Source organism: Micromonospora sp. WMMC250 (assembly GCF_027460215.1).
Classification (GTDB): domain Bacteria; phylum Actinomycetota; class Actinomycetes; order Mycobacteriales; family Micromonosporaceae; genus Micromonospora; species Micromonospora taraxaci.
Genome location: NZ_JAPZBJ010000002.1, coordinates 4,706,177 through 4,718,113, shown reverse-complemented (window position 1 = coordinate 4,718,113; position 11,937 = coordinate 4,706,177). Strand labels below are relative to the sequence as shown.

At 70.8% G+C, this 11,937-nt stretch carries 8 protein-coding genes; 4 read left to right on the top strand and 4 right to left on the bottom strand.

Annotated features, from left to right (window positions below; translation table 11 throughout):
- Positions 1–15 precede the first annotated feature (15 nt).
- Complete coding sequence (locus tag O3438_RS21140) at positions 16–198, top strand: hypothetical protein (RefSeq protein WP_269683856.1); 183 nt, start codon at positions 16–18, stop codon at positions 196–198.
- Between the two features lie 25 nt (positions 199–223).
- Here O3438_RS21140 and O3438_RS21135 read toward each other — a convergent pair whose 3' ends face one another.
- Entirely contained in the window at positions 224–400 is a 177-nt protein-coding gene (locus tag O3438_RS21135) for a hypothetical protein (RefSeq protein WP_269681558.1), read from the bottom strand.
- Positions 401–482: 82 nt separating this feature from the next.
- A complete protein-coding gene (locus tag O3438_RS21130; protein WP_269681557.1) occupies positions 483–2,579 on the bottom strand; it encodes a S9 family peptidase in 2,097 nt (698 codons plus the stop codon).
- 96 nt (positions 2,580–2,675) lie between these two features.
- On the opposite strand from O3438_RS21130, the gene O3438_RS21125 reads away from it, so the two are divergent.
- The gene (locus O3438_RS21125) at positions 2,676–4,034 is read left to right on the top strand and encodes an FAD-binding oxidoreductase (protein WP_269681556.1); all 1,359 of its coding nucleotides are present in this window, start codon (positions 2,676–2,678) and stop codon (positions 4,032–4,034) included.
- A gap of 4 nt (positions 4,035–4,038) precedes the next feature.
- Here the strand turns inward: O3438_RS21125 and O3438_RS21120 are convergent, their stop codons facing one another.
- Positions 4,039–4,470: a hypothetical protein gene (locus O3438_RS21120; RefSeq protein WP_269681555.1), complete on the bottom strand. Its 432-nt coding sequence runs from the start codon at positions 4,468–4,470 to the stop codon at positions 4,039–4,041.
- A gap of 148 nt (positions 4,471–4,618) precedes the next feature.
- Positions 4,619–6,694, bottom strand: coding sequence for a SpoIIE family protein phosphatase (locus O3438_RS21115; RefSeq protein ID WP_269681554.1), 2,076 nt, complete (start codon positions 6,692–6,694; stop codon positions 4,619–4,621).
- Positions 6,695–7,013: 319 nt separating this feature from the next.
- Here O3438_RS21115 and O3438_RS21110 point away from each other — a divergent pair, with 319 nt between their 5' ends.
- Positions 7,014–11,381 carry a HAMP domain-containing protein gene (locus tag O3438_RS21110; RefSeq protein WP_088991270.1) on the top strand — a complete coding sequence of 1,456 codons (4,368 nt, stop codon included), beginning with the start codon at positions 7,014–7,016 and terminating at the stop codon, positions 11,379–11,381.
- The gene (locus O3438_RS21105) at positions 11,378–11,932 is read left to right on the top strand and encodes a response regulator (RefSeq protein ID WP_088986812.1); all 555 of its coding nucleotides are present in this window, start codon (positions 11,378–11,380) and stop codon (positions 11,930–11,932) included. Before O3438_RS21110 ends, O3438_RS21105 begins: the two co-directional genes overlap by 4 nt.
- Positions 11,933–11,937 lie beyond the last annotated feature (5 nt).

The following is an 11,937-nucleotide window of genomic DNA, read 5'->3' as shown; positions in this document are numbered from 1 at the left end:
GACCGGACGGTCACGGTGCGTGGTCGGCAGGACGGCCCACTGTGGGCGCTGCCGTTGCAGCAACTGGTCTACCGGCAGCTGATGTACCTGGTGGTGGTGCAGTCGGTGGTCACCGCGTTGATCGGCAACCGGCTGCGCTGGCAGCGGATGGTGCGCACCGGCGAGGCAGCCGCGCTGGTGGGTGCCGGTCGCGTATGACGCCTTGCCACGCCGAGCGCGCCGCTCAGGTCGGAACGTGGAAGAGACCGGCGGACCAGGAGATCAGCAGCCCGACGGCGGCCGAGCAGCAACAGACGAGCAGTGCGACGGCGACGACGGCGAGGATCATCCAACCGGACATGCGCCGGGCCGCGCCCGGGGTGCCCGCATCGCCGCCCCCCTCGCCTGCCTCGTCGCTCACGTCCCCGAAGTCTAGGCGGAGCAGATCGACTCCGGGTCGGGATGTCACGGCAACCCGACCCGGAGGAGACCACCACCCACGGTCAGGCGCGGCCGATCCGGTCCAGGATCCAGGCGTTGATGAACGCCTCCTCGCGCCAGGCGTCGTAGCGACCACTCGGACCGCCGTGCCCCGCACCCATCTCGGTCTTGAGCAGGTAGTCACCGCCCGGGGAGACCGCCCGCAGTCGGGCGATCCACTTCGCCGGCTCCGAGTAGAGCACCCGCGTGTCGTTGAGGCTGGTGACCGCGAGGATCGCCGGATAGTCGACGGCGGTGACGTTCTCGTACGGCGTGTAGGACTTCATGTACGCGTACACCTCGGGGTCCTCCAGCGGGTTGCCCCACTCCTCCCACTCGGTGACGGTCAGCGGCAGCGACGGGTCGAGGATCGACGTGAGGGCGTCCACGAACGGCACCTGCGCCACCACCCCGGTGAACGCGTCCGGCGCGATGTTGGCGACGGCGCCCATCAGCAGGCCGCCCGCCGAGGCACCCCGGGCGATCAACCTGTCGCTGGCCGTCCAGCCGGCCTTGACCAGGTGTCGGGCGCAGGCGACGAAGTCGGTGAAGGTGTTCTTCTTGGCCAGCAGCTTGCCCTGGTCGTACCAGCGCCTGCCCAGCTCACCGCCGCCCCGGGTGTGTGCCACGGCGAAGACCACGCCCCGGTCCAGCAGGGACAGTCGGGCCACCGAGAACCACGGGTCCATGCTGGCCTCGTACGAGCCGTAGCCGTACAGCTCGCAGGGAGCCGAGCCGTCCCGGGGCGTACCGACGCGGCAGACCAGGGAGATCGGCACGCGGGTGCCGTCGTCGGCGAGCGCCCAGTCGCGGTGCTGCTCGTACTCGGCGGGGTCGTACGGCCGGCCGTCCGGCCCGGGCAGCACCGGCTTCTGCTTACGCAGCACCATCTGCCGGGTGACCAGGTCGTAGTCGTACACCGAGTCGGGGGTGACGAGGGAGGAGTAGCGCAGGCGGACCTGCCCGGTGCGGTACTCCGGGTTGGCGTCCAGCCCGACGCTGTAGAGCGGCTCCGGGAAGTCGATGTCGTACGAGTCGTCGCTGCCGACCGGCAGCACCCGCAGCCCGGTGAGTCCCTCGGTGCGCAGCGACACCACCAGGTGGTTGGCGAAGGCGTCCACGGCTTCCAGCCGGGTGCCGGGGGTGTGCTCGATCACCGGCACCCAGTCGCCCGGCGCGTCCGCCGAGGTGAAGGCCAGCGCGAAGTCCTCCGCGCCGTCGTTGTGCAGGATCAGGAAACGGTGCCCGTGGTGCTCCACCGCGTACTCGACGCCCTGGCGTCGGGGGGCGATCGCGGCCGGCGCGCCGGTCGGGTTGCCGGCGGGGATCACCAGCACCTCGCTGGTCACCTTGCTGTGGATGTCGATCAGGATGAACTTCTCCGAGCGGGTCAGCTCCACGCCGACCCAGAACCGCTCGTCGTCCTCCTGGTGGACCACCACGTCGTCGGCGGCGGCCGAACCGACGCTGTGCCGCCACACCCGGTTCGGCCGCCAGGCGTCGTCCACCGTCACGTAGAACAGCACCGAGGCGTCGGACGACCAGGCCGTGCCGTAGAAGGTGTCGGGCACCTCGTCGGGCAGCAACTCGCCGGTGGTCAGGTCCTTCACCCGCAGGGTGAACCGCTCGTCGCCGGAGAAGTCGGTGGAGTAGGCCAGCCAACGACCGTCCGGGCTGACGTCGAACGCGCCCAGCGAGAAGAAGTCGTGCCCCTCGGCCAGCAGGTTGCCGTCGAGCAGCACCTCCTCGCCGTCCAGGGGGGCGCCGTCGGCGCTGACCGGCGGGTCGATCTCACCGTCGCGGACCGCGCGGCGGCAGTGCACCCCGTACTGCTGCCCCTCGACCGTCCGGGTGTAGTACCAGTGCCCGCCCTTGCGGGTCGGCACGGACAGGTCGGTTTCCCGGGTGCGTTGACGGGTCTCCTCGAACAGCGCGGCGCGTAGTTCGGCCAGGTGTGCCGTGCGCGCGTCGGTGTACGCGTTCTCGGCGGTCAGATAAGCGATCGTCTCCGGATCGTCCTTGGCGGCGAGCCAGGCGTACTCGTCGATGACGGTGTCGCCGTGGTGGGTGCGCTCGCTGGGCACCCGCTTCGCCGCGGGCGGGGCAGTCTCGGTGGTCACGGCGGCCACGTTACCGGCAGCCACCCGTCCTGCGCCGGACCAGCGGCATCCCGATAGCCCTCACCACGTCTTTCGAACACATGTACGATAGCCGCCATGGCGGCAGCAGCGAGTTCCCTCGGCCGGTCCGGAGCCCTCGACATCACCCGACGATTGGCGGCCATCTGTGGCCCACCGTTCTCCCGTTTGGGTGGGCCGGCCGACGAGGTCGCCGGGCGGCCGGCGCGGTGGGTGGCGGTGCCGGGTGGTCCGCACGCCGCGGCCGAGGTGCTGCGGCTGGCTGCCGCGCACGACCTGGCGGTGGTGCCCAGGGGCGCCGGCACCAAGATCGACTGGGGTGCCACGCCGGTGCAGGTGGACATCATGCTCGACACCGGCCGGCTGGCCGGCATCGGTCACGAGCCGGTCGGCGCGCTGGTCGCCGAGGTGGGCGCCGGCACACCACTGCGGGCCGTGCAGGCCACCCTGGAGCGCACCGGGCAGCGGCTGGCGATGGACGCCCCCTCGCCCGGTGCGACAGTCGGTGGGGTGCTCGCCGCGGGCGAGGCGGGCCCGCTCAGTCACCGTCACGGCAGCCCGTGCGACCAACTGCTCGGTGTCCGTTACCTCGCCGCCGACGGTGAGCTGGTGAGCGCCGGAGGTGGCGCGCCCGGGCTCGACCTGGCCCGGCTGCTCTGCGGCTCCCAGGGTGCGCTCGGTGTGCTGGTCTCGGCGACACTGCGGGTGCAGCCGGTTCCGGCGAGCCGGCTGTGGGTGTCCCGTCCGGTGTGGACACCGTTGGAGGTGCACGACCTGGTCCGGACGATCCTCGCCGCCCGACTGGAGCCCGCGGCCATCGAACTGGACCTGCCCGGAGGCATGCCTCGGCCTCGTCATCCGTACCCGCCGGGCCATCCGGCCGCCACCGCTCGGGAGCGTCACCCGTCGATGTCCGGCCGGGCCGGTGCGCCGTCGCGGGCGGGCAGCCTGGTGGTGCTGTTGGAGGGCGGGCCCGCCGACGTCACCGAACGCGCCGAGCGTCTGGTCGGTCTGCTGCACGGGGAGGCGACGATCGCCCACTCCGCGCCGACGTGGTGGCGTCGGTACCCGTTCGCCCCGGGCGACACCGCGCTACGACTTGAGGTGCCGATCGGCGACCTGCACGCCGCCGTCTACGCGTTGCGCGACGCGGCCGGTGCGCCGGTGCCGGTGCGCGGGTCCGCCGGGTTGGGCGTGGTGCACGCGGCACTGCCCGGAGCGCTGGCCCCCGACCGGGTGGCGTCCATCCTGGCCGCCGTCCGAAGTGTGCTGCTGGCCCGGCAGGGCCGCTGCGTGGTGGTCTCCGCCCCGACGGCGGTGCGGCGTGCCGTCGACCTCTGGGGCGAGCTGGCCGGCCTGACCCGACTGCGGGCGGCCAAGGAGCACCTCGATCCGGAGCACCGGCTCGCGCCCGGGCGTCTCCCGGGCGGTCTGTGACCGGTCAGTCCATCCACCAGCTGTGCATGTCGAGCAGCGGTGGGGTGAAGCGGGCCACCAGCACCAGCAGGCCGCCGACCGCCCCGGTCAGCAGCAGCGCCCGCGGCACCCGGGGCAGGGCTTCGCGCTCCCGGGCGACCACCGCCACCGCGGCGATGGCCAACGGCAGGCCTAGCACCGCGCCGGCCAGGTAGAGCATCCCGACCACGGCGTAGAGCCAGAGGAACGGGTTCACCCCGTCCATCCCGAACGGAACCATGTCCTTCGGGTCGTAGGCCCCGGTCAGCATCTCGGCCGGGCCGACACCGGCGGTCGCCATTCGACCCAGGTAGAGCAGCAGCACGGCGAGGAACGCGCCGATGGTCGCCAGCTGCGCGGTGACCAGGGCCCGAACCGCCCGCCGGGGGTACGGCGTGGCCTGCGCGGCGATGGACATGAGCGTCAATCTACCGAGCGGCCCCGAACTTCGTGGGCCTCGCACGGCGAGCCAGGCGGCGTGCGACGGGCCAGGCGGCGTGCGACGGGGCCAGGCGGCGTGCGACGGGCCGAGCTGCCTGCGGCGGGCTCAGGCCGACTGCGACGGGTCACGTGGCGTCGTTGCGCAGCACCAGGACGGCGATGTCGTCCCGGGGCGGCTCGGCCGAGAAGTTGATCGCGGCGGAGCGCAGCCGGGCGGCCACCACGTCGGCCGAATAACCGGCCAGAGGCGCTGCGGCATCCCGCAGACGGTCGGTGCCGAACAGCTCCCGGCCCCGTCGCCGCTCGGTGACGCCGTCGGTGTAGAAGATCAGCGAGTCGCCGGGCGAGAGCGCGATCTGCGCTGTCGGTGACGTGATCGTGTCGAGCAGGCCGAGCGCGGTGCCGCCGGTGCCGAAGAACCCCGCACCGCCCGCCGCCGACAGCAGCACCGGACGGTCATGCCCGGCCAGGTGCAGTGACACGTCGAGTGTGTCGCCCTCGCCAGGCCCCACCGCCGCCAGCGCCAACGTGCAGTATCGCCCGCCGCCCCGCTCGACGAGCGTCTCGTTGAGCCGCGCCAACACCTCCGGCAACGGTTTACCGTCACCGACCAGCACCCGGATCACATCCCGGACCAACCCGGTCACCGCGGCGGCCTGGACACCCTTGCCCGAGACGTCACCGATCACCACCAGCCACCGCCCGTCGGGTAGCGGCACCACGTCGTAGAAGTCGCCCCCCACCTCGGCGTCGTCGCCGGTCGGCACGTACTCGGCGGCGAAACCGATCCCGTCCACGACGGGAAGCACCGGCGGCAGCAGGGACTGCTGAAGCGTCTGCGCCACACGGCGGCGCTCGGCGTGGATCCGTGCGTTCTCGATGGCCAACGCGGCCCGCCGGGCCACGTCCTCCAACACGGCCACCTCGTCCGGGTCGTGCCGGTGCCGTTGGTGCCGCCCCACCGCCAGGGTGCCGAGCCGCTGGCCACGGGCGATCAGCGGGACCGCGAAGCCCTCCATCGGCCCGCCCAGGGGGATCTGCGCCGCGCTGCGCGACGCCTCGCGCAGGCGAGCCTGGATCGAATCCGGCCCGGTCTCCGCCAACACCTTGTGCAGTTGCGGGAGCGTCGACTCGTCGGCGTGGCTGGCCGCCGCCAACCGCAGCCGGCCCCACTCGTCGGTGGTGTGCACCGCGCACCACTGGCCGAGCCGAGGCACCACCAACTGCGGTACCAGCGCCATGGTCAGGTCGACGTCCAACGACTGGGCGAGCAGCTCACTCGCCTCGGCCAGGAACGTCAGCCACACCTGCCGGCGGACGTCGGCCCGGCGCAGTCTGTCGTTCTCCAGGTGCAGCGACAGACGCTCGGCGGTCAGCACCGCCAACGGCCGGGCGTACGCCGACGGCGCGGCGTCCAACTCCAGCTCACCGGCGTACGGGCGGTGCACGGTCAGCGGCACCCGCAGCAGCTCACTGCCGGGGCGGGGCGGTCGACCGAAGCGGGCCAACACCTGCCGACCCTGCCCGTCGCCCCGGTCCAGGCGGATCGTGCCGCCGGCCGCGCCCACCATCTCGGCGACCCGGCTGAGGAGGCTGGTGGCGAAGTCGGGCAGGGGGTCGTCCGCGTACAGGTCGGGCGCGGTCTGCATGAGTTCGCTCATCGCGCTGGCGCTCGGCGCGGACTTGTCCGCTGTCGTGCCTGGGCCGGCGCTGGTCGGTGCCGACGCGCCGACGGCGAGGGCCTCGGCCGACGTCTCGGCGCCGGGGCGGTCCAGCCGGAACCAGACGCCCTTCCCGGTGGGCAGGTACGTCGTGCCCCAGCGGCTGGCGAAGTGGTCGACCAGCAGGAGGCCACGGCCCCGCTCGGAGACCTCGTTGATCTCGGTGGAGTCGTTGCGGGCGCCGACGGTGAGCTCGTCGCCGGAGCCGGGCGCGAAGTCGGAGACGGTGACGGTCAGCCCGATCTCGTCGGCGACGACCTCGATGTCCAGCTCGGTGCGGGCGTGCTCCACGGCGTTCGTGGTCAGCTCGGTGGTGAGCAGTAGTGCCTCGTTGACCAGCTCGTCCAGGTGTGACTCGGTCAACACCGAGCGGACCACGGCGCGGGCGGCGGCCGGCGTACGGCGATCTGCGGGCAGCCGGACACGCCGGACCGCCCCGTCCCGGGCCCCGGTCGTCGCCGTCCCCGTCTCGGCTGACACCCTCGTATCCTCCACCGTCCCCCTGCCGGGTGCCAAGCCGATCACGCTCGCGAGCCTTCCGCCGGGCGGAGCGAGCAATTGGGCCCTGTCCGGACTCCGCCTCGCCGTGAGCACCCGCACGGAACAGGCATTCCGGGCCTGTTGGTCACGCCTGCGAGGTCTGCGGCGGGCCGTGCCCGATCCAGCGTCATCGAGACGGTCCCGGTGGGGATCCCGGCCACCTGGCGGGTCGCGCACCCTGGCACGACGGCTCGCGCGGGCACAATATGGGGTGCCGGTGTGTCGCACGGACCGGTGCCCCCGAGTTGAGCGAGGAATGATGACCACGGCGAAGCAGTCGGTGGCGGATCCGTCCGCGCCCGACCACGAGGCGCTCCTCGGTGAGTTGACCGAGGCACTGCGGCGGATCGGTCGCGGCGACCTGAAGGTCCGGCTTCCCCGCCGCGCCGGCGCGGCCGGTGAGGTGGCGGACGCCTTCAACGAGGTGGTCTCGCTCCAGGAGCGGCAGTACCTGGACCTGCGGCGGATCAGCCGGATCGTCGGCCGGGACGGCCGGCTCACCGAGCGGCTGGACGACGAGGGGCTGGACGGCTCCTGGGCGGAGGGGCAGCGGGCGATCAACTCGCTGATCGACGACCTGGGTCGACCGACCACCGAGATCGCCCGCGTCATCGTGGCGGTCGCGGACGGGGACCTCTCGCAGCACATGGCGTTGGAGATCGACGGTCGGCCGCTGCGCGGTGAGTACCTGCGCATCGGGCGCACCGTGAACACGATGGTGGACCAGCTGTCCTCGTTCTCCAACGAGGTGACCCGGGTGGCCCGTGAGGTGGGCACCGAGGGCAAGCTGGGCGGCCAGGCGGACGTCCGTGGTGTCGCCGGCACCTGGAAGGACCTCACCGACTCGGTGAACACCATGGCGTCGAACCTGACCGGCCAGGTGCGGTCGATCTCGCAGGTGGCGACGGCGGTGGCCAAGGGCGACCTGTCGCAGAAGATCACGGTCGGCGCGCGCGGCGAGGTGGCCGAGCTGGCCGCCACGATGAACTACCTCACCGACACGCTGCGGCTCTTCGCCGAGCAGGTGACCCGGGTGGCCCGCGAGGTGGGCACCGAGGGCAAGCTCGGTGGTCAGGCCGAGGTGCCGAACGTGGCCGGCACCTGGAAGGACCTGACCGACAGCGTCAACTCGATGGCGTCGAACCTGACCGCCCAGGTCCGCAACATCGCGCAGGTCTCGACGGCGGTGGCGCGCGGCGACCTGTCGCAGAAGATCACGGTGGCCGCGCAGGGCGAGATCCTGGAGCTGAAGGACACCGTCAACACGATGGTGGATCAGTTGTCGTCGTTTGCCGACGAGGTGACCCGGGTTGCCCGTGAGGTGGGCATCGAGGGCAAGCTCGGTGGTCAGGCCCAGGTGCGCGGCGTGTCCGGCACCTGGCGTGACCTCACCGAGAACGTCAACCAGCTCGCCGGCAACCTGACCAGCCAGGTCCGCAACATCTCCCAGGTCTCCACCGCCGTCGCGAAGGGTGACCTGTCGCAGAAGATCACCGTGGACGCGCAGGGCGAGATCCTGGAGCTGAAGAACACCGTCAACACGATGGTGGATCAGTTGTCGTCGTTCGCCGACGAGGTGACCCGCGTCGCTCGCGAGGTGGGCACAGAGGGCAACCTGGGCGGTCAGGCGCAGGTGAAGGGCGTGTCCGGCACGTGGCGTGACCTGACCGACAACGTGAACTCGATGGCGTCGAACCTGACCAGCCAGGTCCGCAACATCGCCTCGGTGACCACTGCGGTGGCGAAGGGTGACCTGTCGCAGAAGATCACGGTGGACGCGCGCGGCGAGATCCTGGAGTTGAAGTCGACTGTCAACACGATGGTGGATCAGTTGTCGTCGTTCGCCGACGAGGTGACCCGGGTGGCTCGTGAGGTGGGCACCGAGGGCAAGCTCGGCGGCCAGGCCCAGGTACGCGGCGTCGCCGGCACGTGGCGTGACCTGACCGACAACGTGAACTCGATGGCGTCGAACCTGACCGCCCAGGTCCGCAACATCGCGCAGGTCTCCACTGCGGTGGCGAAGGGTGACCTGTCGCAAAAGATCACGGTGGACGCACGGGGCGAGATCCTGGAGTTGAAGTCGACTGTCAACACGATGGTGGATCAGTTGTCGTCGTTCGCCGACGAGGTGACCCGGGTGGCCCGTGAGGTGGGCACCGAGGGCAAGCTCGGTGGTCAGGCCCAGGTGAAGGGCGTGTCCGGCACGTGGCGTGACCTGACCGACAACGTGAACTCGATGGCGTCGAACCTGACCAGCCAGGTCCGCAACATCGCCTCGGTGACCACGGCCGTGGCGAAGGGTGACCTGAGCCAGAAGATCACGGTGGACGCCCAGGGCGAGATCCTGGAGTTGAAGTCGACTGTCAACACGATGGTGGACCAGTTGTCGTCGTTCGCCGACGAGGTGACCCGGGTGGCCCGCGAGGTGGGCATCGAGGGCAAGCTCGGTGGTCAGGCCCAGGTGAAGGGCGTGTCCGGCACCTGGCGGGACCTCACCGAGAACGTCAACCAGCTCGCCTCGACGTTGACCACGCAGCTGCGGGCCATCGCCCAGGTGTCCACCTCGGTGACCAGGGGCGACCTGACCCAGCGGATCGCGGTCAAGGCGCAGGGCGAGGTCGCCGAGCTGAAGGACAACATCAACCAGATGATCGTCACCCTCCGGGAGACGACGAAGAAGAACGCCGAGCAGGGTTGGCTGGACTCCAACCTGGCCCGGATCGGTGGCCTGTTGCAGGGCCAGCGCGACCTCGGCGAGGTCTGCCGCATGATCATGACGGAGGTGACGCCGCTGGTCGACGCCCAGCTCGGCGCCTTCTTCCTCGCCGACGACACCGACGGCAGCATGCGACTGCGGCTGACCTCCTCCTACGGGTACGTGGCGCGGGGCACCGACGTCACCTTCGGACCGGGTGAGGGGTTGGTCGGGCAGACCGCGTTGTCCCGTCGCACGATCCGGGTCAGCGCCTCGCCGAACAGCAGGCTCACCCTTCGTTCCGGTCTGGCCGAGACACCCCCGTCCGACCTGGTGGTGCTCCCCGTCCTGTTCGAGGGCGAGCTGCTCGGGGTGATCGAGTTCGCCAGCGTGTCGGCGTTCTCCGAGCTGCACCTCGCGTTCCTGGAGCGGTTGGTGCTCACCATCGGCATCGCGGTCAACACCATCCAGGCCAACCGGCGTACGGAGGAGTTGCTGGCCCAGTCGCAGCGCCTGGCGCACGAGATGCAGGAGCAGTCGGCGGAGTTGCAGCGCACCAACGCCGAGTTGGAGGAGAAGGCCACGCTGCTCTCCGAGCAGAAGGGCAACATCGAGACGAAGAACCGGGAGATCGAGCTTGCTCGGCTGGGCCTGGAGGAGAAGGCGCAGCAGTTGACCCGGGCGTCGGCCTACAAGTCCGAGTTCCTGGCCAATATGAGCCACGAGCTGCGTACGCCGCTGAACTCGTTGCTGCTGCTGGCCCGCCTGCTGGCGGAGAACTCGGAGCAGAACCTCAGCCCGAAGCAGATCGAGTTCGCCCGGACCATCCACGGGTCCGGCTCCGACCTGCTGCGTCTGATCGACGACATCCTCGACCTGTCCAAGATCGAGGCGGGTCGGATGGACGTCGAGCCGACCGAGATCCGCTTCACCGAGCTGCGCGGCTTCGTCGAGCAGGCGTTCGCGCCGCAGGCGGAGGAGAAGAACCTGGACTTCCAGGTGCGGGTGAGCAAGGATCTGCCGCCGGCGCTGGTGACCGACGCGCAGCGGTTGCAGCAGATCCTGCGCAACCTGCTCTCCAACGCGGTGAAGTTCACCGACAACGGTGCGGTGACGCTGCGGATCGCCCCGGCGGCGGAGAACGCGGTGTTCGACGTGCCGGCGCTGACCAACGCCCAGCAGGTGATCGCCTTCACCGTGATCGACACCGGGATCGGCATCTCGGACGACAAGTTGTCGATCATCTTCGAGGCGTTCCAGCAGGCGGACGGCACGACCAGCCGCCGCTACGGCGGCACCGGCCTGGGTCTGTCGATCAGCCGTGACCTGGCCCGGTTGATCGGCGGCACCATCACCGTGTCGTCGGCGCCCGGCCAGGGTTCGACGTTCACGCTGTTCGTGCCGCAGGTGCTGGCTCCGGACGCGGTGGTCGCGCCCCAGCCGCCGTCTCCGCAGCGGGCCGGCCTGCCGTCGTCGCTGCTCATGCCGCCGCTGGAGCTGCTGCCGGAGCGGCCGGAGGCGCCGGCCACCCGGCAACTGGACGGCGCCACAGTGTTGATCGTGGACGACGACGTCCGGAACGTCTTCGCCTTGACCAGCGCGTTGGAGCTGCACGGGATGACCGTGCTGTACTCGGACAACGGGGCGGACGGTGTCCGCCTGCTGGCCGAGCATCCGGAGGTGGACATCGTGCTGATGGACGCCATGATGCCCGACCAGGACGGTTACGAGACCACGCGCCAGATTCGCCGCAACCACCGCTTCGCCGACCTGCCGGTGGTCTTCCTGACCGCCAAGGCCATGCCTGGTGATCGTGAGTCGGCGCTCGCTGCCGGGGGCAGCGACTACATCACCAAGCCGGTCGACCTGGACGATCTGATCGAGTTGATGTCGTCCTGGATCAACGGCAGCCGCACCGAGGAGACTTCGTGACCCAGATGGCCAAGGCGCTGCTCGTGGACGACCGGCGGCAGAACCTGACGGCCCTGGAGGCCATCCTCCAGGGCCTGCCGGTCCAGTCCGTCGCGGTGGAGAGTGGCGAGGCGGCGCTCAAGCAACTCCTGGTGGACGACTTCGCGGTGATCCTGCTGGACGCGCAGATGCCGGACATGGACGGTTTCGAGACGGCGAGTCACATCAAGCGCCGCGAGCGGACCCGGCACGTGCCGATCATCTTCCTGACGGCGGCCGACCGGGACGCCCAGCTCGCGCTCCGGGGTTACCAGGTAGGCGCTGTGGACTACCTGACCAAGCCGTTCGACCCGTGGGTGCTGCGGGCCAAGGTGTCGGTCTTCGTCGAGCTGTGGGTGAAGACCCGGCAGCTGGCCGCCCAGTCGGACCTGGTCCGGGAGCGCGACACGCAGTGGCGGAGGCTCACCGACGCGGTCGACGAGGCGACGACAGTGCTGCGCTCCGACGACGGGGAGGCCCGGGAGCGGGCGGTACGAATGCTGGAGCAGGCCCGTTGGGGCAACACCGCCTGACGCGG

Bases quoted from the DNA above. Each gene is read 5' to 3' on its own strand.
- O3438_RS21120 (WP_269681555.1), bottom strand. From the start codon at position 4,470: ATGTCCATCGCCGCGCAGGCCACGCCGTACCCCCGGCGGGCGGTTCGG.
- O3438_RS21110 (WP_088991270.1), top strand. From the start codon at position 7,014: ATGACCACGGCGAAGCAGTCGGTGGCGGATCCGTCCGCGCCCGACCAC.
- O3438_RS21125 (WP_269681556.1), top strand. From the start codon at position 2,676: ATGGCGGCAGCAGCGAGTTCCCTCGGCCGGTCCGGAGCCCTCGACATC.